The 20144-nt window shown below is 65.9% G+C and carries 14 protein-coding genes and 3 rRNA genes; 1 reads left to right on the top strand and 16 read right to left on the bottom strand.

Features of this window, described 5'->3' with window-relative positions:
• Nucleotides 1-2 precede the first annotated feature (2 nt).
• The 14 genes from AB663_RS14835 to AB663_RS14895 all read right to left on the bottom strand — a co-directional run bounded on the left by AB663_RS14835 (nucleotide 3) and on the right by AB663_RS14895 (nucleotide 16127).
• Nucleotides 3-839 (bottom strand): segregation and condensation protein A, encoded by an 837-nt coding sequence (locus AB663_RS14835; protein WP_067200878.1) that lies wholly within the window; start codon nucleotides 837-839, stop codon nucleotides 3-5.
• Nucleotides 823-1713, bottom strand: a complete 891-nt coding sequence (locus AB663_RS14840) for a ParA family protein (protein ID WP_067200880.1) — start codon at nucleotides 1711-1713, stop codon at nucleotides 823-825. Before AB663_RS14840 ends, AB663_RS14835 begins: the two co-directional genes overlap by 17 nt.
• The gene (xerD, locus tag AB663_RS14845; protein ID WP_083511268.1) at nucleotides 1706-2680 is read right to left on the bottom strand and encodes a site-specific tyrosine recombinase XerD; all 975 of its coding nucleotides are present in this window, start codon (nucleotides 2678-2680) and stop codon (nucleotides 1706-1708) included. The genes AB663_RS14840 and xerD overlap by 8 nt, the downstream gene beginning before the upstream one ends.
• Before the next feature lies 1 nt (nucleotide 2681).
• Nucleotides 2682-3251, bottom strand: a complete 570-nt coding sequence (locus AB663_RS14850) for an NUDIX domain-containing protein (protein WP_067200883.1) — start codon at nucleotides 3249-3251, stop codon at nucleotides 2682-2684.
• Nucleotides 3244-4938 carry a CTP synthase gene (locus AB663_RS14855; RefSeq protein ID WP_067200886.1) on the bottom strand — a complete coding sequence of 565 codons (1695 nt, stop codon included), beginning with the start codon at nucleotides 4936-4938 and terminating at the stop codon, nucleotides 3244-3246. Before AB663_RS14855 ends, AB663_RS14850 begins: the two co-directional genes overlap by 8 nt.
• 26 nt (nucleotides 4939-4964) lie before the next feature.
• Nucleotides 4965-6647, bottom strand: coding sequence for a DNA repair protein RecN (gene recN, locus AB663_RS14860; RefSeq protein WP_067200889.1), 1683 nt, complete (start codon nucleotides 6645-6647; stop codon nucleotides 4965-4967).
• On the bottom strand, nucleotides 6644-7558 hold the full coding sequence (locus AB663_RS14865) for an NAD kinase (protein WP_067200892.1): 915 nt from the start codon (nucleotides 7556-7558) through the stop codon (nucleotides 6644-6646). The genes recN and AB663_RS14865 overlap by 4 nt, the downstream gene beginning before the upstream one ends.
• A complete protein-coding gene (locus AB663_RS14870) occupies nucleotides 7555-8352 on the bottom strand; it encodes a TlyA family RNA methyltransferase (protein ID WP_067200894.1) in 798 nt (265 codons plus the stop codon). Before AB663_RS14870 ends, AB663_RS14865 begins: the two co-directional genes overlap by 4 nt.
• Entirely contained in the window at nucleotides 8349-8522 is a 174-nt protein-coding gene (locus tag AB663_RS17440; RefSeq protein ID WP_198147885.1) for a hypothetical protein, read from the bottom strand. Before AB663_RS17440 ends, AB663_RS14870 begins: the two co-directional genes overlap by 4 nt.
• A 67-nt stretch (nucleotides 8523-8589) precedes the next feature.
• Nucleotides 8590-9627 (bottom strand): HAD-IIA family hydrolase, encoded by a 1038-nt coding sequence (locus AB663_RS14875; protein ID WP_067200896.1) that lies wholly within the window; start codon nucleotides 9625-9627, stop codon nucleotides 8590-8592.
• Entirely contained in the window at nucleotides 9627-10412 is a 786-nt protein-coding gene (locus tag AB663_RS14880; RefSeq protein WP_232304567.1) for a hypothetical protein, read from the bottom strand. The genes AB663_RS14875 and AB663_RS14880 overlap by 1 nt, the downstream gene beginning before the upstream one ends.
• A 499-nt stretch (nucleotides 10413-10911) precedes the next feature.
• A 5S ribosomal RNA gene (gene rrf, locus AB663_RS14885) occupies nucleotides 10912-11028 on the bottom strand.
• Between the two features lie 113 nt (nucleotides 11029-11141).
• Nucleotides 11142-14244: ribosomal RNA gene (locus tag AB663_RS14890) — 23S ribosomal RNA — on the bottom strand.
• 358 nt (nucleotides 14245-14602) lie between these two features.
• A 16S ribosomal RNA gene (locus AB663_RS14895) occupies nucleotides 14603-16127 on the bottom strand.
• Together the 16S, 23S and 5S rRNA genes form the textbook arrangement of a ribosomal RNA operon.
• Before the next feature lie 579 nt (nucleotides 16128-16706).
• Here AB663_RS14895 and AB663_RS14900 point away from each other — a divergent pair.
• A complete protein-coding gene (locus tag AB663_RS14900; RefSeq protein WP_083511269.1) occupies nucleotides 16707-18014 on the top strand; it encodes a CoA transferase in 1308 nt (435 codons plus the stop codon).
• Here the strand turns inward: AB663_RS14900 and AB663_RS14905 are convergent.
• Together AB663_RS14905 and tyrS are read right to left on the bottom strand one after the other, a co-directional pair.
• On the bottom strand, nucleotides 17999-18793 hold the full coding sequence (locus AB663_RS14905; protein WP_067200899.1) for a DUF4184 family protein: 795 nt from the start codon (nucleotides 18791-18793) through the stop codon (nucleotides 17999-18001). The two genes, AB663_RS14900 and AB663_RS14905, sit on opposite strands and share 16 nt — an antisense overlap.
• Nucleotides 18794-18802: 9 nt before the next feature.
• Nucleotides 18803-20131: a tyrosine--tRNA ligase gene (tyrS, locus tag AB663_RS14910; protein ID WP_067200902.1), complete on the bottom strand. Its 1329-nt coding sequence runs from the start codon at nucleotides 20129-20131 to the stop codon at nucleotides 18803-18805.
• Nucleotides 20132-20144: the final 13 nt, after the last annotated feature.

Genomic DNA, 20144 nt, shown 5'->3' on the forward strand with positions numbered 1-20144 from the left:
TGTCATCTGTCATAGTCGGCCCCCAGGGTCGCAAGGGATTCGTCGGACCAGTGCTCGGCCGACCAGCGCAGCGTCAATTCGCCGAGCGGCTCCAATTGTTCGAACGAGAGCGCGGCATGGCGGTAGAGCTCCAGCACGGAGATGAAGCGCGCTACGACGATGCCGGGCTCACGGATGCCGGCCACGAGCTCGCGGAACGTGAGCGACTCGGTGCCGCGGAGCAGGGTGACCACGATCGCCGCCTGTTCACGGATGCTCACCAGCGGCGCGTGGAGATGATCGAGACCGACGTGCGGTATCTCCTTCGGCGCGAAGGCGAGGAGCGCGAGCGCCGCGAAATCGTCGACGCTGAGCGACCAGACCAGCTCGGGGGTCTTCCTGCGGTGTTTCTCGTCGAGGCGGACGGCTCGCGCGTGCCTGCGGTCCTCACGCTGGAGGCACCGGGCGAACCACGCCGAGACCTCCTTGAAGGCGCGATACTGCAGCAGCCGGGCGAAGAGCAGGTCGCGGGCCTCGAGCAGGGCGACGGCCTCGGCATCGACCAGCTCGCCCTGCGGGAGGAGGCCGGCGACCTTCATGTCCAGCAGCGTCGCCGCCACGACGAGGAACTCCGACGCCTGATCGAGCTCCTCGGAATCGTCGAGCTCCTGCAGGTACGAGATGAACTCGTTGGTGACGGCGCTGAGCGACACCTCCGTGATGTCCATCTCGTGCTTCGAGATCAGCGTGAGGAGCAGGTCGAACGGGCCGTCGAAGTTCGACAGCGAGACACGGAACCCGTCGGCGGATCCCTCTGCGGGCTCAGCGGTGCCGGGGATGTCCTCAGGCGACGGCGCCACGGGCGACCAGCTCCCGCGCCAGCCGCAGGTACGCCTGTGCGGCGGCGTGCTCGGGTGCGAACTCGGTGATGGGCACGCCGGAGACCGAGGCATCGGGGAACTTCACGGTGCGCCCGATCACCGTCTCCAGCACGTCGTCGCCGAAGGCCTCGACGACACGCTCGAGCACCTCGCGCGAGTGCAGGGTGCGCGGGTCGTACATCGTCGCGAGCAGTCCGTCCATCGTGATCGACGGGTTGAGCCGATCGCGCACCTTGTCGATCGTCTCGATCAGCAGCGCGACGCCGCGCAGAGCGAAGAACTCGCACTCCAGCGGGATGATGACGCCGTGCGCCGCCGTCAGGGCGTTCACGGTGAGCAGGCCGAGCGAAGGCTGGCAGTCGATGAGGATGACGTCGTACTCCCCCGCCACCTGACGCAGCACGCGCGCGAGGATCGTCTCGCGGGCGACCTCGTTCACGAGGTGCACCTCGGCGGCCGACAGGTCGATGTTGGCGGGCATGACGTCGAGTCCGTCGACGCGCGAATGGACGATGGCGTCGTGCGCATCGCGCTTCGTGTCGAGCAGAAGGTCGTACACGGTGGGCGACTCATGCGTCTGGATGCCGAGGCCGGCGGACAGCGCGCCCTGCGGGTCGAAGTCGACGGCGAGCACCTTGCGGCCGTACTCGGCCAGCGCCGCGGCGAGGTTGATCGACGTCGTGGTCTTGCCGACGCCGCCCTTCTGGTTGCACAGCGCGATGATGCGGGCAGGACCGTGGGAGCTCAGCGGCGCCGGGATCGGGAACCCGCGGTAGGGGCGTCCGGTGGGTCCGATCGGGGTGTCGTCGTTCGTCGACGTCTTCGCCCTGGACTTCGCCGCTCTGTCAGCCACCGGTTCTCCTGCTCCTTCGTGCTTGCTCGATTGTAGCCGGAGGCGCCTCTTTCGAGGCTCGCGCCGCGCCCGCGCGAGGGTGGGACGTCGCGTAGATGTCGCGCAGCGCATCCACCGAGACGTGGGTGTAGATCTGCGTGGTCGCGACCGAGGCGTGCCCGAGCAGCTCCTGGACGATGCGCACATCCGCGCCGCCTTGAAGGAGGTGGGTCGCGAACGAGTGGCGCAGGGTGTGCGGGGAGATCTCCGCCGTGATGTCTGCGCGCTCGGCCGCTGCCCTGATGATCAGCCACGCGCTCTGCCGCGACAGCGGGGCACCCCGCGCACCGAGGAAGAGCCGCGACGACGCGCGCCCCTTGGCCGCCAGGCCGGGCCGGACGCGCGTGAGGTACGCGTCGACGGCTGCGCGAGCATAGGAGCCGAGTGGAACGATGCGCTCCTTCGCTCCCTTGCCGCGCAGCCTCAGCACATCGCCGTGGGCGAGATCATCGACGTCGAGGCCGACGGCCTCCGACACGCGGGCGCCGGTCGCGTACAGCAGCTCCAGCAGCGCTCTGTCCCTGATCCCGAGCGGCTCGTCTGCCGAGGGCGCTGCGAGCAGCCGTTCCACTTGGTCGATCGTCAGAGCCTTCGGCAGCCGCTGCGGTGCTTTGGGCGGGCGCAACCTGCCGCTCGGGTCGTCCTGTTCGATGCCCTCCCTGGCGAGAAACCGGTGCCAGCCGCGTACGGACGATTGCAACCGCGCGAGACTCGTGGCGGCCGGCCGCGGCTCGGCCCCCGCACGGTCGGCGATGAACCTCCCGATCACGGCGGCGTCGACGGCCGACGTGTCCTCGATGCCGTGCGAACGCAACCACTCGAGGTACCCGGTCAGATCCCTGCGGTAGGCCGCGACGGTGTGCTCGCTCAGGCCGCGTTCGATCGTGACGTGGCGCAGGTAGACGTCGAGCGCACGCCCGAGGTCCACGTCATGCCCCCGCGCGTCGCCGTTCGGCGGCCAGGAGGCCGATCGCGAGGAGGGCGTTGTGCATGCGACCGTCGAGCACGCCCGCGACGGCATCCGCGAGCGGAACGCGCTCGACCCGGATGTCCGCTTCCTCATCCTCGCGCGCATGAGCATCCGCGATGGGTGTCAGCCCGGTGGCGAGGAAGAAGTGGACGATCTCGTTGCTGCCTCCGGGCGTCGCGAACGTGCTCAGCAGCGGCTCCCAGTGCCGGGCGGCGAGATCCGCCTCCTCGGCGAGCTCGCGCTTGGCGGCGGAGAGCGGGTCCTCGCCCTCGACGTCGAGCAGCCCGGCGGGGAGCTCCCAGTCGCGGTGGCGGATCGGATGCCGGTACTGCTGGATGAGCAGCACGCGGTCATCGTCGTCGATGGCGACGATCGCCACGGCGCCGGTGTGATCGACGTACTGCCGAACGATCTCGCCGCCGCCGTACCGCACCCGGTCGGACCGGACATCCCACACGGCGCCCTCGTAGACGACGTCGCTGTGGAGGATCTCCGGCTCGAACCGGTCGTCCTGCAGGACCTCAGGCATCGTCGCTGACGTCGAACAGCTCGCTCGCGCGGTGACGCTCGATGGCGGCGCCGACGAGTCCGCGGAACAGCGGGTGCGGATCCGTGGGGCGCGAGCGCAGCTCCGGGTGCGCCTGGGTGGCGATGTAGTACGGGTGCACGTCGCGCGGCAGCTCCACGTACTCGACGAGGTCGAGCTCGGGGTTCAGGCCGGAGAAGACCAGCCCAGCCTCGGAGAGCCGATCCCGGTACGCGTTGTTGACCTCGTACCGATGACGGTGGCGCTCGGACGCGACAGGCGCGCCGTACACCTCCCGCGCGAGCGATCCCTCCGCGAGAGCGGCCTGGTACAGGCCGAGGCGCATGGTGCCGCCGAGGTCGCCGCCGTCGAGGATCTTCACCTGCTCGGCCATGGTGGCGATGACCGGCTCGGTCGTCTCGGGGTCGAACTCGCTCGATGACGCACCCGCGATCCCGGCGACGTCGCGCGCGTACTCGATCACCATGCACTGAAGTCCGAGGCAGAGACCGAGAGTCGGGATGCCCTGCTCGCGCGCGAACTTCAGCGCGCCGAGCTTGCCCTCGATGCCGCGGATGCCGAAGCCGCCGGGCACGCAGATGCCGTCGAGCTGCGCGAGGTGCTCCCTCGCGCCATCCGGCGTCTCGCACAGGTCGGACGGGATCCAGCGGATGTTGACCTTGGCCTCGTGCGCGAACCCGCCGGCCTTGAGCGCCTCGGTCACAGACAGGTAGGCATCCGGAAGGTCGATGTACTTGCCGACGAGGCCGATGGTGACCTCGTGCTTCGGGTTGTGCACGGCGTGCAGGACCTTGTTCCAGCGCGACCAGTCGACCTCGTCGGCCTTCTCCGCGAGGCCGAGTCGGCGCACGATGTACGAGTCGAGCCCCTGCGCGTTCAGCGTGGAGGGGATGTCGTAGATGCTGGGCAGGTCGACCGTGTTGATGACGCCTTCGACATCGACGTCGCACATCAGGGCGATCTTGTTCCGGTTGCTCTCGCTCACAGGGCGATCGCTGCGCAGCACGAGCGCGTCGGGCTGGATTCCGACCTGACGGAGGGCGGCGACCGAGTGCTGCGTCGGCTTGGTCTTCTGCTCGCCCGACGCGCCCATGAACGGCACGAGCGACACGTGCACGAAGAACACGTTGTCGCGGCCAAGTTCATGACGCAGCTGCCTGGCCGACTCGAGGAAGGGCTGCGATTCGATGTCGCCGACGGTGCCCCCGACCTCGGTGATGATGACGTCGGGACGTGGCTCCTCGGTCGCCTGCAGGCGCATGCGCCGCTTGATCTCGTCGGTGATGTGCGGGATGACCTGGACCGTGTCGCCGAGGTACTCCCCGCGGCGCTCACGCGCAATGACCTGCGAGTAGATCTGACCTGTGGTGACGTTGGCGGCCTGCGTCAGGTTGATGTCGAGGAAGCGCTCATAGTGGCCGATGTCGAGATCGGTCTCTGCGCCGTCGTCGGTGACGAACACCTCGCCGTGCTGGAAGGGGTTCATCGTCCCCGGGTCGACGTTCAGATACGGGTCGAGCTTCTGCATCACGACGCGGAGGCCCCGCGCGGTGAGCAGGTTGCCGAGGCTGGCTGCTGTGAGCCCCTTGCCCAAAGACGAAACGACACCACCTGTCACGAAGATGTGCTTGGTCGTGTCGTTCTTGGGCCCCGCTGAAGAAGAGTTCATCACGGGCTTCTATCCTAACAGTTCGATCAGTCGCGCAGGCTGAGAAGTTCGCGGGCATGGGTGAGCGCGGCGTCCGAGTCAGCCAGCCCGGAGAGCAGGCGCGCCATCTCGGCCTCGCGTTCCGCACCGTCCAGCCGGCGCACGCTCGACGCCGTGACGGCACCGTCGTTCGACTTGACGACGGTGAGGTGGTTGGTGGCGAACGCGGCGACCTGGGCGAGGTGCGTGACGGCGATCACCTGCGAGGTCTCGGCGAGCTTGGCGAGCCTGCGGCCCACCTCGATCGCGGCGGCTCCGCCGATGCCTGCGTCCACCTCGTCGAACACGAAGGTCGGCACCGGATCGGTGCCGGCGATGACGACCTCGATCGCCAGCATGACCCGGGAGAGCTCACCACCCGACGCCCCCTTGCCCACCGGACGCGGCTCCGCCCCCGGATGCGGTGCGAGCAGGATGGCGACATCGTCACGGCCATGCGAGCTCTCGGCGCCCTGGGTCACCGACACCTCGAGGCGCGCATCCGGCATCGCCAGCGCGTGCAACTCCTCGGTCACGGCGGCGCCGAGGCGTGCGGCTGCGTCGGATCGCCGCGCGGTGAGGATCGCTGCGCGCTCGTCGAGCACGGAACGCACACGGTCGCGCTCCTCTTCGAGCCGTCCGAGCCGGTCATCGTCGTCGTCCAGCTCCGCCAGACGCGCGGAGCCCGTCTTCCACAGCTCGAGCGCCTCGTCCAGGGAGCCGTGGGCGCGAACGAGCACGTTCAGCGCCGCACGGCGCTCCTCGACGGCGGCCAGCTCGTGCGGGCCCGATTCGTCCAGGTCTGCCAGGAACGCGGACAGCTGCACGGCGGCGTCGGAGACCCGGTAGCCGATGTCGGCGATGGTCTCGGCGAGCTCTGTGAGCGTCGGATCGGACGCGCGCTCGAGAGCACGGCGGGCCTCGGCGAGCAGAGCCGACACATCGGGCGCACCCTCTTCGTTCGAGAGGGCTTCGTGGGCAACGGTCGCGGCCAGCCTCAGCTCTTCGGCGTTGGCCAGACGCTCGGCCCGTGCGGCGAGCTCACGGTCTTCGCCGGGTTCCGGAGCCGTGGCCTCGATGAGCGCAAGATCCTCGCGCAGGCGCGCCGCCTCGTCCTGACGACGTTCGCGGTTCTGCGTGATGTCCGCGATCTGCGCCTCCAGCTCGCGCCATCGCGCATACGATTCGGCATAGGCGTCCAGTGCCTCGGCGATGGGTGCTCCTCCGAAGCGGTCGAGGGCGTCGCGCTGCGCGGCGGCCGACCGCAATCGCAGCTGCTCCGACTGACCGTGCACGACGACGAGCTCCTCGGCGAGCGACGACAGCACGCCGGCGGGGGCCGCGCGGCCCCCCACGCTCGCCCTGCTGCGGCCCTCGGCGCTCAGCGTCCTCGACACGTAGAGCTCGCCGAGGCCATCGCCCGCCGGTTCCAGCTCGCCTCCGGCATCCGCGACGATGTCGGCGACCGGCCCGTTCTGCGGAACGACCCAGACGCCGGCGACGGATGCCTGCGCCGAGCCGGCCCGCACGGCGCCGGAGTCGGCCCGCTGCCCGAGCAGCAGTCCGAGCCCGGTGACCACCATGGTCTTGCCCGCCCCGGTCTCTCCCGTGATCGCGGTGAAGCCGGCACCGAGCGGGAGGACGGCGTCGGCGATCACTCCGAGACCCTGCATGCGCATCTCTTCGATCATGCCGAGGCCCCCTGTCCACGCCATCCCGCGACCGGCAGTTGGAACTTGCGGACCAGACGGTTCGTGAAGGCCGTCGGATGCAGCCGCGCCAGGCGGACGGGCCGCGACGAGCGCCGCACGACCACCCTCGCGCCGGGCGGCAGGTCGTGCGACCGCCTGCCGTCGCACCAGAGGATGCCGAACCCGGAGGTGCCCTCGAGCATCTCGATGGCCACGGCTGCCTCGGGGCTCACCACCAGCGGCTTAGCGAAGAGCGCATGCGCGGACAGCGGCACGACCGCGATCGCCTCCACGCTCGGCCAGATCACCGGGCCCCCGGCCGAGAAGTTGTAGGCGGTCGAGCCGGTGGGTGTGGACACGACCATTCCATCGCAGCCGAAGCTCGACAGCGGGCGTCCGTCGATCTCGAGCACGACCTCGATCATGCGCTCGCGGCTGGCCTTCTCGACTGTCGCCTCGTTCAGAGCCCAGGTCTCGTACACGACCGCGCCCTCGGCATCCTTGACGCGCACGGAGAGCGCCATGCGCTCCTCGACCTCGTAGTCGCGGTCGATCACACGGCGCACTGCGGCGTCCATGTCGTCGCGGTCGATCTCGGCGAGGAAGCCGACGTGCCCCATGTTGATCCCGAGCACCGGCGCTTCGCAGCCGCGCACCAGCTCGGCGGCGCGAAGGATCGTCCCGTCTCCACCCAGGACGATCGCCAGCTCCAGCTCCGACTGGTCGATGTCATCGCCGAGCGCCGCGACGTCGGCGAAGAAGGTGTCGACTGCGACGAGGTCCGCGCGGTCCTCACGGGCGAGCACGGGTCGGGCACCCGATTGACGCAGGGCATCGACGACGCGGCGAGCGGCGGCCACGGTGTCCTCACGGCCCGCGTGAGCGACGACCAGGATGTTGCGCTCGTTCATCGTCCCCCTGCCAGTGCGTTGATGCGGTCTGACCATTCTGACGGATCACTGCCCCGCCCTGGTGCGAGGTGCACGAGGTACTCGGTGTTGCCGTGCGTACCGAGAATCGGCGAGCGAAGGATGCCGAGCATGCCGAGGCCGACGTCCCACGCGCTCCACACCGTGCGGGCGACGGCATCGGCACGCGTCGAGGGGTCTGTCACGAGACCGCCCTTGACAGCGGTGCGTCCGACCTCGAACTGCGGTTTGACGAGCAGCACGATGTCGGCATCCGGTGCGGCCACCGACGCCACGGCGGGGAGGACCAGTTCGAGCGAGATGAAAGACAGATCGCCGACGATCAGGTCGGGCGCGTCGTTCTCCCCCGTCGCCGCGGACAGGTTCGCGCGCGTCATGTGCCGGACGTTGTATCCCTCCACGGAGACGACGCCGGGATCATCGGCCACGGGAGCTGCGAGTTGACCGTGCCCGACGTCGACGGCAAGGACGCGTCGCGCCCCGCGTTCGCGCAGCACCTGCGTGAAGCCGCCCGTCGACGCGCCCATGTCGAGGGCGAGGCGTCCGGCGACCGTGATCGCGAAGCCGTCGAGTGCGGCGATGAGCTTGTGCGCAGCGCGTCCGACGTAGTGATCGGCGCCGGCGACAACCAGCTGAGACGCATCGTCGACCGGCGTCGACGGCTTGACGACGGGGCGCCCGTCGACGCTCACGAGCCCGTCGGCGATGAGCGTCGCGGCGTGCGACCTCGATCGCGCCAGGCCTCGCGCAGCGAGTGCGGCGTCGAGTCGGGTCATCGGGAACCGGACGCGTCGCGCTGGTCGAGCTTGGCCCCGCTCTCGAGGCGTCGAGACAGGTCATCGTGCAGCGCGGCGTACGCGTCGGCACGGTCGGCCAGCGGCTGTCCCTCGATCAGACGGAGGCGGCTCCACAGGCCATCAGTCGGCGCAGTCGTCTCTTCGGTCACCCTTCCACTGTACGCGGGACGTCGGACACCGGAGAGCGGCTCGCGCTGCCGGCGCAGAACATGCGCATCAGGGGCGATGGAAGGGATCGTCGTACAGGCGCTCGGGGACGCGCAGCACGAAGACCGGAGTCCCCGACGCCCAGATCGCCGCGGCACCGGCGCGGAGCAGGTCGATCTGAGCGCCGCCCTCCGCCACGATCTCGACGTCACCGCCGCGCACGCGCACGCCTGCGCCGTTCACCCAGTGCACGCCGTCCTTCTCCGTGGAGGGCGGGTATGGCTGGTGCAGCTCACGCAGGTCGCTGAGGATGTAGGTGGGGCGGGACCCCTCCGGGGCGGCGAGGACGTGCTTGGGCCGATCGATCCCGGTGAGCACGAGTGCCGAGTCGATGCCTGCACGCACGGCACCCATGATGTCGGTGTCGAGGCGGTCGCCGATGAAGAGTGCGCGCGTCGCCTGGAAGCGCGCCTTGGCCTCCTCGAAGATCGGGACCTCGGGCTTGCCCGCGACGGTCGCGAGACGGCCGACCGCGGTGTGCACGGCGGAGACCAACGTGCCGTTCCCGGGCGCGACGCCACGCTCCCGCGGGATGGTCCAGTCGGTGTTGGTGGCGATCCACGGGATGCCGCCCTCCTCCTCGGGAACCTTGAGGGCGAATGCCGCCTCGGCGAGGTCCGTCCACGCCACCTCGGGTGCGAAGCCCTGCACCACCGCGGCGGGTGCGTCATCGGCGCTGCGGGTCACTGAGTACCCGGCCTTGTGCAGCTCGTCGACGAGTCCGTCGCCACCGACCACCAAGATCGTCGCGGGCGGCGGAACCATGCTCGAGAGCAGTCGCGTGGCTGCCTGAGGGCTGGTGACGACGTCGGACGGCTCGACGTTGAGGCCGAGGCTGCGCAGGTGCTCGGCGACCGACGCATCCGTGCGCGAGGCGTTGTTGGTGATGTAGCCGAGACGTGCCTTCGCCGCCGCCGCGTTCAGGCTCTCGATGGCATGCGGCAGCGGACCAGGGCCGGCGTACACCACGCCGTCGAGATCAGCGAGAACGGTATCGATTCCGTCGAGGGGGGTGCGTGCCGCAGGCTTCTTCGAGAACAGTCCCATCACTTCTCCTTGCCGTTCGTGTCGGCCGCGTCGTCCTCTCCGAGAAGCTCGCGCACCTCATCCTCGATCGACGGCTCTGCCTCGGGTCGGGCGGCGTCCGTCTCCATGATGTCGGCGTCATCGATGAGCCCGTCCTCGACGATGAGCTCTTCGTCGCCTGCCTCGTCGATGCCGAGTGCTTCGGCGGCGACGTCTGCGCGACGACTCCAGAAGGCCGCTTCCTCCGTACGTCCGAGGTCTTCGAGCACGGCGGCCCGAGCAGCGAAGAGCGCGGGGCTCCACTCGAACGCGCGGTCGGGGTCGAGCTCGGGGATCTCGAGCTCGCCGAGCGCGAGCTCCAGATCGCCCTGGTCCAGTCGCGCACCCGACATCGCGATCGCCAGCGCCACACGCACCGGGGTCGGCAGCGTCGCGCGGTCGACGGAGCGTCCGGTCTCCAGGGCGCGATCGGGTCGTCCGATCCCCCGCTCACTGTCGACCATGAGCGCGATCTGATCGTCCTTGCCGGAGATCCGGCGATAGGTGCGCAGCTCACGAAGAGCGAGCGCGAAGTCTCCCGTCGCATACGCCGTGATCCCGAGCGTCTCGCGCACGATCGCGATCCGTCCGGCGCGCCGTGATGCAGCCAGAGCATGCTCGTGCGCGAGCGCAGGATCATCGTCGATGAGACGCGACGCCATCGCCAGGTGACGCGCGACCTGCTCGGCGTTCTCCTTGCTGAGGGTCTTGAGCTCGTTCCGTGCGGACGGATGCAAGTCCCGTGCGGTGACCTCTTCGGGAATCACCGGATCGTTGAAACGCGGACGCTCGCTCGACGAGTGGATCGATCGTTCCCGACCGGCGCCGCCACGCTGCGGGAAAGACTTCCCTGCGCCGGCTCCACGTCGCGCTCCCCCGTCACGACGCGGCTTAGCGCCGTCGCGGGAGAAGCTCCTGTCACCGTCACGACGCGGCTTGCCACCGTCACGACGCGGCTTGCCACCGTCGCGGGAGAAGCTCCTGTCACCGTCACGACGCGGCTTAGCGCCGTCGCGGGAGAAGCTCCTGTCGCCGTCATGACGCGGCTTAGCGCCGTCGCGCGGGAGGCGCCTCTCGCCATCGCTACGGGGCCGAGAGGTGCGATCGCGGTCGCCGCGGGAGCGATCACGGGAAGGAATGTGGTCACGTGAACCGCCTTCGCTTCTGCGGCGCGGGCGACGCTCTTCCTCTTCCGACATGACTCTCCTCTACGGCTGAAACGTAAAATGGCCACCCAGCTCTGGGTGGCCATTTTACGTAAAAGGAGTCCGGCGGTGTCCTACTCTCCCACAGGGTCCCCCCTGCAGTACCATCGGCGCTGTGAGGCTTAGCTTCCGGGTTCGGAATGTGACCGGGCGTTTCCCTCACGCTATGGCCGCCGAAACACTATTGATGTTTCAAAAACCTAGCGATGACACACGTGTGTTCATCGTGTCGGTGGTTTTCGACCGTACATCGAGAACCACAAAGTGGACGCGGGCACCCGCAACGGGTGTGTTATCAAGTCATCGGCTTATTAGTACCAGTCAGCTGCATGCATTACTGCACTTCCACATCTGGCCTATCAACCCAGTAGTCTGGCTGGGAGCCTCTCACCCGAAGGTATGGAAGTCTCATCTTGAGGCCGGCTTCCCGCTTAGATGCTTTCAGCGGTTATCCATCCCGAACGTAGCTAATCAGCGGTGCTCCTGGCGGAACAACTGACACACCAGAGGTTCGTCCAACCCGGTCCTCTCGTACTAGGGTCAGATCCTCTCAAACTTCCTACGCGCGCAGCGGATAGGGACCGAACTGTCTCACGACGTTCTAAACCCAGCTCGCGTACCGCTTTAATGGGCGAACAGCCCAACCCTTGGGACCTACTCCAGCCCCAGGATGCGACGAGCCGACATCGAGGTGCCAAACCATGCCGTCGATATGGACTCTTGGGCAAGATCAGCCTGTTATCCCCGAGGTACCTTTTATCCGTTGAGCGACAGCGCTTCCACAAGCCACTGCCGGATCACTAGTCCCGACTTTCGTCCCTGCTCGACCTGTCAGTCTCACAGTCAAGCTCCCTTGTGCACTTACACTCGACACCTGATTGCCAACCAGGTTGAGGGAACCTTTGGGCGCCTCCGTTACTTTTTGGGAGGCAACCGCCCCAGTTAAACTACCCACCAGGCACTGTCCCTGAACCGGATCACGGTTCGAAGTTAGATATCCAGAGTGACCAGAGTGGTATTTCAACAATGACTCCACGAATACTGGCGTACCCGCTTCACAGTCTCCCACCTATCCTACACAAGCCACACCGAACACCAATACCAAGCTGTAGTAAAGGTCACGGGGTCTTTCCGTCCTGCTGCGCGTAACGAGCATCTTTACTCGTAATGCAATTTCGCCGAGTTCGCGGTTGAGACAGTTGGGAAGTCGTTACGCCATTCGTGCAGGTCGGAACTTACCCGACAAGGAATTTCGCTACCTTAGGATGGTTATAGTTACCACCGCCGTTTACTGGGGCTTAAATTCTCAGCTTCGCCTTACGGCTAACCGGTCCTCTTAACCTTCCAGCACCGGGCAGGCGTCAGTCCGTATACATCGTCTTGCGACTTGGCACGGACCTGTGTTTTTAGTAAACAGTCGCTACCCACTAGTCTCTGCGGCCACCACACCCTTTCGGAGCAGGTCCTAATAAGTGGATGGCCCCCCTTCTCCCGAAGTTACGGGGGCATTTTGCCGAGTTCCTTAACCACGATTCTCTCGATCTCCTCGGTATTCTCTACCTGACCACCTGAGTCGGTTTGGGGTACGGGCAGCTAGAACCTCGCGTCGATGCTTTTCTCGGCAGCATAGGATCACCCACTTTTCATCCGCATCGTGTCTCAGCCTGCATGAACGGCGGATTTGCCTACCGTTCGGCCTACGCACTTGCACCAGGACAACCATCGCCTGGCTTGGGCTACCTTCCTGCGTCACACCTGTTAATACGCTAACCGCACCAGCATGGGGTCACGTGCTCCCCACCACGGTGCCACCCGAAGGTGACGATGTGATGGTTCGGACGTTTAGCACCACTGGATTAGCTTGGGCGGTTCTTCGCCGGTACGGGAATATCAACCCGTTGTCCATCGACTACGCCTGTCGGCCTCGCCTTAGGTCCCGACTTACCCAGGGAAGATTAGCTTGACCCTGGAACCCTTGGTCTTTCGGAGGACGTGTTTCTCACACGTCTTTCGCTACTCATGCCTGCATTCTCACTCGTGTAGCGTCCACGGCTAGATCACTCTGCCGCTTCACCCGCCACACGACGCTCTCCTACCCATCAACACGGCTGGACCACGAAGGCCTACCACTAATGTCAATGCCACAACTTCGGTGGCGTGCTTGAGCCCCGTTACATTGTCGGCGCGGAATCACTTGACCAGTGAGCTATTACGCACTCTTTCAAGGGTGGCTGCTTCTAAGCCAACCTCCTGGTTGTCAGAGCAACTCCACATCCTTTCCCACTTAGCACGCGCTTAGGGACCTTAGTTGGTGGTCTGGGTTGTTTCCCTCTCGACTATGAAGCTTATCCCCCACAGTCTCACTGCTGCGCTCTCACTTACCGGCATTCGGAGTTTGGCTGACGTCAGTAACCTTGTAGGGCCCATCGGCCATCCAGTAGCTCTACCTCCGGCAAGAAACACGCAACGCTGCACCTAAATGCATTTCGGAGAGAACCAGCTATCACGAAGTTTGATTGGCCTTTCACCCCTATCCACAGCTCATCCCCTCAGTTTTCAACCTAAGTGGGTTCGGCCCTCCACGACGTCTTACCGTCGCTTCAGCCTGGCCATGGATAGATCACTTCGCTTCGGGTCTAGGACATGCGACTGAAACGCCCTATTCAGACTCGCTTTCGCTACGGCTACCCCACACGGGTTAACCTCGCCACATATCACTAACTCGCAGGCTCATTCTTCAAAAGGCACGCTGTCACACCTACCAGGGGTGCTCCAACGGTTTGTAAGCAAACGGTTTCAGGTACTATTTCACTCCCCTCCCGGGGTACTTTTCACCTTTCCCTCACGGTACTTGTCCGCTATCGGTCATCTGGGAGTATTTAGGCTTATCAGGTGGTCCTGACAGATTCACACGGGATTTCACGGGCCCCGTGCTACTCGGGATACTCTCCACGCCAGAACACGCATTTCGACTACGGGGTTGGCACCCTCTATGACCGGCCTTTCAAGACCGTTCGTCTATACGCTTCTGTCACGTCGCCAGTTCGGCAGAACTGACAGGAAAGTCCCACAACCCCCAACGTGCAACGCCTGCCGGCTCTCACACACGCTAGGTTTAGCCTGATCCGGTTTCGCTCGCCACTACTCACGGAATCGCTGTTGCTTTCTCTTCCTGTGGGTACTGAGATGTTTCACTTCCCCACGTTCCCTCTACCCGCCCTATATATTCAGACGGGAGTCACTAGGTCGGCACGCCGCCCAGCGGGGTTTCCCCATTCGGACACCCTCGGATCAAAACTTGCTTATCAGTTCCCCGAGGCTTATCGCAGATTGCTACGTCCTTCTTCGGCTCCAGATGCCAAGGCATCCACCGTTTGCTCTTAAAGACTTGAAATCACATGAGCTGATCTATCGATCATTCGTTGTGAAACGACCCCCGAAGGGATCGTCTCTAAGATGCTCGCGTCCACTGTGTAGTTCTCAAAGTACGGTCGGTACCCCTCGCCCCTCCCACCCGGGAGACAACGAAAGGCCCAGAGGAACAGTCCAACCCAACGGCCGGCCCGGTCCCTCAGGACCCAACAGCGTGCAGGCACCGAAACCCTTCACCCAGACGTTCCCACAGCAAGCTGCGTACTAACCCGAGATCCACTCTCGATGCCATGTCAAATGTTCCACCCATGAGCTCCCAGCGAACCACATTCGGGCTCGATCCGGGTTCTGGAGGCCCGAAGACCTCAGATGCTCCTTAGAAAGGAGGTGATCCAGCCGCACCTTCCGGTACGGCTACCTTGTTACGACTTAGTCCTAATTACCGATCCCACCTTCGACGGCTCCCTCCACAAGGGTTAGGCCACCGGCTTCAGGTGTTACCGACTTTCATGACTTGACGGGCGGTGTGTACAAGACCCGGGAACGTATTCACCGCAGCGTTGCTGATCTGCGATTACTAGCGACTCCGACTTCATGAGGTCGAGTTGCAGACCTCAATCCGAACTGGGACCGGCTTTTTGGGATTCGCTCCACCTCACGGTATTGCAGCCCTTTGTACCGGCCATTGTAGCATGCGTGAAGCCCAAGACATAAGGGGCATGATGATTTGACGTCATCCCCACCTTCCTCCGAGTTGACCCCGGCAGTATCCCATGAGTTCCCACCATAACGTGCTGGCAACATAGAACGAGGGTTGCGCTCGTTGCGGGACTTAACCCAACATCTCACGACACGAGCTGACGACAACCATGCACCACCTGTTTACGAGTGTCCAAAGAGTTGACCATTTCTGGCCCGTTCTCGTATATGTCAAGCCTTGGTAAGGTTCTTCGCGTTGCATCGAATTAATCCGCATGCTCCGCCGCTTGTGCGGGTCCCCGTCAATTCCTTTGAGTTTTAGCCTTGCGGCCGTACTCCCCAGGCGGGGAACTTAATGCGTTAGCTGCGTCACGGAATCCGTGGAATGGACCCCACAACTAGTTCCCAACGTTTACGGGGTGGACTACCAGGGTATCTAAGCCTGTTTGCTCCCCACCCTTTCGCTCCTCAGCGTCAGTTACGGCCCAGAGATCTGCCTTCGCCATCGGTGTTCCTCCTGATATCTGCGCATTCCACCGCTACACCAGGAATTCCAATCTCCCCTACCGCACTCTAGTCTGCCCGTACCCACTGCAGGCCCGAGGTTGAGCCTCGGGATTTCACAGCAGACGCGACAAACCGCCTACGAGCTCTTTACGCCCAATAATTCCGGATAACGCTTGCGCCCTACGTATTACCGCGGCTGCTGGCACGTAGTTAGCCGGCGCTTTTTCTGCAGGTACCGTCACTCTCGCTTCTTCCCTGCTAAAAGAGGTTTACAACCCGAAGGCCGTCATCCCTCACGCGGCGTTGCTGCATCAGGCTTCCGCCCATTGTGCAATATTCCCCACTGCTGCCTCCCGTAGGAGTCTGGGCCGTGTCTCAGTCCCAGTGTGGCCGGTCACCCTCTCAGGCCGGCTACCCGTCGACGCCTTGGTGAGCCATTACCTCACCAACAAGCTGATAGGCCGCGAGCCCATCCCCAACCGAAAAATCTTTCCAACCACAGAAGATGCCTTCATGGCTCATATCCAGTATTAGACGCCGTTTCCAGCGCTTATCCCAGAGTCAGGGGCAGGTTGCTCACGTGTTACTCACCCGTTCGCCACTGATCCCACAGAGCAAGCTCCGTGTTCACCGTTCGACTTGCATGTGTTAAGCACGCCGCCAGCGTTCATCCTGAGCCAGGATCAAACTCTCCGTAAAAAAGAAATGCATACACCACCGGGAAAAACGGCGACGCAGCGAGTTTGAAACTGACCAAAAGAATGAATATCAAACTGACATTCACATCAATGATCCAAAGGAATTCTCAACCAGCCCGAAGACTGGACGAGGAAAATTTGGCATTTGACAAGTGCACGCTGTTGAGTTCTCAAGGATCGGACGCTCCCCCGACCCAGCCATCACAACCAGGCCCGAAGGGCAACTTCACAATCATACCCACCCTCCCCCACACATCAAACCGACGCGATTCGTGAACCGGAGGCTCACCGCACGATCGTTGACGATCGCAGAAGGGGTGGATCTCCCATCCTAGACGCAGAGGCCTGTTCTCACAAGTGAGGGGATCGGGAGTGGTTCTCCGCTTGAGGGGGGTGAGGCTCTCGGCCTCTCCGCTTCCCTGTGGGGCGAACAGGTACTAACTTACGTGGATTGCGGGTGTCTGGCAAATCGGGCCGTACATCCCGGGCGTGTCGCGTGCTGGGATGGACGGGTTCTGCCCAGGCCAGCGACGGAAACCACACCTCCGACGGGATCGACGCACGCGAGTAGCATCGCTGCATGAGCGCCACTCCTTCCCCCGACCCGGCGGCCGCGCTGTTCGCTCGCGTGTGGGACGAGCTCGGCCTGCGCCTCCTGGCCGACCGTCATCTCGCGCCGCCGGCGCACCCCGTGCCGCTGCCCTCACGGCTGGCCACCGCCGACCTGGCGTGGGCAAGCGTCAGCACCGCCACCGCAGCGGCCGGCATCCGTCGCTCCCCCGACCCGGACAGGGTGGCGCTCTCGTACCGCAGCGACCGGGCGCTCCTCGTCGACGGCGCGGTGCCGACGGTGTGGTCGCCGTACTCGCGGTTCTGGCAGACCGGCGACGGCTGGATCCGCACGCACGGCAACTACCCGCATCACGCACGGCGCCTTCATGCCGCGCTCCGTGTCGACGACCCGGAGAGCATGGCACGAGTGCTCCAACGGATGTCGGCCGCGGACGCGACGCTCGCCATCACGTCTGCGGGCGGACTCGCCGTGCAGGTGCGCCACGAGCAGCCGCGCGCGCACGCCGCGCTCCGGACCGCGCCCGTGCTCGGCGTGGAGCGGGCAGGCGACGCGCCGACCGCGCGGGGCATCGGCACCGGGCCGCGACCGCTCGAGGGCGTCCGCGTGCTCGATCTCACGCGCGTCATCGCCGGCCCAGTCGCGACGCGCGCTCTCGCGCAGCTCGGAGCCGACGTGCTGCGCGTCGATCCCCCGCAGCTCCCTGAGCCGGAGTGGCAGCACCTCGACACGGGCCACGGCAAGAGGACCACCGTGCTCGACGCGCGCTCCGGAGCCATGCGCGAGCTGCTCTCCCGCGCCGATGTCGTCGTGCTCGGCTATCGCCCCGCGGCGCTCGAGCGTCTCGGCCTGGATCCGATGTCGCTCGCCGAGCGCCACCCGGGTCTCGTCATCGCGCAGCTCAGCGCGTGGGGGGCGGAGCAGCCGGACCGCGCGGGGTTCGACAGCCTCGTCCAGGCGGAGACGGGGATATCGTTCATCGAGTCCGTCGACGGCGAGACGCCGGGCGCCCTCCCTGCGCAGGCCCTTGACCACAGCGCCGGGTATCTCCTCGCTGCCGCCGTGATCGCGCTGCTCCGACGTCGGGCCGAGGAGGGAGGGAGCTGGATCGTGCGGACGTCGCTCCTGCGCGTCGCCGCCGAGCTGCTCGGGATGCCGCGTCGCCCGGAACCCCCGGCCGCGGTCGAGTTCGACCCCTCAGCGCATGTCGCGGAGTTCGCGGTCGGGAGCGGATCGGTGGTCACGGTCCGCCCCGCGATCCCCGGAGCGGAGTTCGCCGCGCCCCACGCCTGGGGGTCGGATCAGCCTCGCTGGTGAGCCCGTGCGAACAGCGGCATCGACAGGCAGAGCACCAGCGTGAGGGCTCCCCACACGGCGCAGGCCGGCGGGAGCACGCGGTACGCCAGATGGCGCGGGGTGAACTCGGCGGTGAACGGCCCGAACGCCAGCACACCTGCGGCCCACGCGACGATCAGGATCACGGGGAGCGAGCACCACCATGCGATGACGACGCCCGTCGGCACGACACGCGACGGTGGCTCGCCCGGCACGAGCCGGCGCAGCCGGAGCGCCCCCCAGAGCGCGATGACGACGAGCCCGGCTGCGCTCGACCCGTATTGCAGCCACTTGTAGCCGGGCAACGGCCCCCACAGCTGGTCGAGTGCGGGAATCAGCATCACCCCGCCGCGTCCTTCGTGGGTGAACAGGTCCCACGCGATGTGCGACAGCACGCCGATGACCAGGGACAGCGCCAGCCAGAGCACATCGGTGCGCCGGCGTCCGACACCGAGCACGTCGCGCCACGACCGCATCCCGCACCGGTTCCACTCGGCGGGAAGGCGCACGGCGAGCGGCCGCGGGACCAGTTGCGGCACGGCTGGGCGCAGCACGAACCGCCAGACCGCGAACAGCACCGATGCGAGCAGTGCGGTCCACAGGACGTTCTCGACGCCGTGCGTGAACCCGTAGCTCACGCCCGTCCCGCGGAGGAACAGCGGCAGGTCGGGGGTCATCGCCCCGATCGCGATCGCCGACGGGACCAGCCGGGTACGGATGAACGGCAGCGCCACGACGGCGTGGCTCGCGGTGAACGGCATCCGCCCTGCTCAGCCGACGAACAGGCCGGCGAGCGTCTTCTTGCCGCGCCGGAGCACCGAGACGCCGCCGGGGAGCGATCCCGTCACCACGGCCGTGTCCTCGTCCACCCGTTCACCGTCGAGCGACACACCGCCCTGTGCGATCGCACGCCGCGCCTCCGACAGGCTCGAGACCAGCCCCGTGGTCACGAGCGCCTCGATCACGGGCGTGCCGGTCGCGACCTCGGCATGCGGGAGCTCCTCGAGCGCCGAACGCAGGGTGGCCGCGTCGAGCGCCCTCAGGTCGCCCTGGCCGAACAGCGCCTCGGATGCCGCGATCACGGACTCGGCCGCCTCGATGCCGTGCACCGTGGCGACGACCTCGAGGGCGAGGCGCTTCTGGGCAGCACGACGGAACGGCTCCGACTCCACGAGAGCGGCGTACTCCTCGATCTCCGCGCGGGTGAGGAACGTGAACACCTTGAGGCGGTCGATCACGTCGGCGTCGGCCGTTCCCAGCCAGAACTGGTACATGCGGTACGGGCTGCACATGTCGGCATCCAGCCAGACGGCATTGCCCTCGCTCTTGCCGAACTTCGTGCCGTCGCTGTTCGTGATCAGCGGCGTGCCGATCGCGTGCACCGAAACGCCCTCGACCCGGTGGATGAGGTCCGTGCCGCTGGTGAGGTTGCCCCACTGATCGCTGCCACCGGTCTGCAGCACGCAGCCGTACTGCCGGTACAGCTCCAGGAAATCCAGCCCCTGCAGGATCTGGTAGCTGAACTCCGTGTAGCTGATGCCCGCATCCGAGTTCAATCGCGCGGCGACCGCGTCCTTCTTCAGCATGGTCCCGACGCGATAGTGCTTGCCGATCTCGCGCAGGAAGTCGATCGCCGACAGCGGAGCCGTCCAGTCGAGGTTGTTGACGATCCGCGCGGCGTTCTCGCCCTCGAAACTCAGGTAGCGCTCCACCTGCGACCGCAGCCGGTCGACCCACTCGGCCACGGTCTCGCGCGTGTTGAGCGTGCGCTCGGCGGTGGGCCGAGGGTCACCGATGAGACCCGTCGATCCGCCGACGAGCCCGAGCGGCTTGTGACCGGCGAGCTGGATGCGACGAAGGGTCAGCAGCTGCACGAGATTGCCCAGGTGCAGGCTCGGCGCCGTGGGGTCGAACCCGCAGTAATACGTGATGGGGTCTCCCGCGAGCAGGGCGCGCAGCGCCTCCTGGTCGGTGGACACGTGGACGAGGCCGCGCCACACCAGTTCGTCCCACACGTTCTCGAACGAGGGGTCGATCGCCGGTGTCGCGGTCGTCAGAGCGGGAGTTGACACGCGCTCAAGGCTATCAGCGCGCGGCATCCGCGTTTGCGCA

The organism is Microbacterium sp. XT11, from assembly GCF_001513675.1.
Classification (GTDB): domain Bacteria; phylum Actinomycetota; class Actinomycetes; order Actinomycetales; family Microbacteriaceae; genus Microbacterium.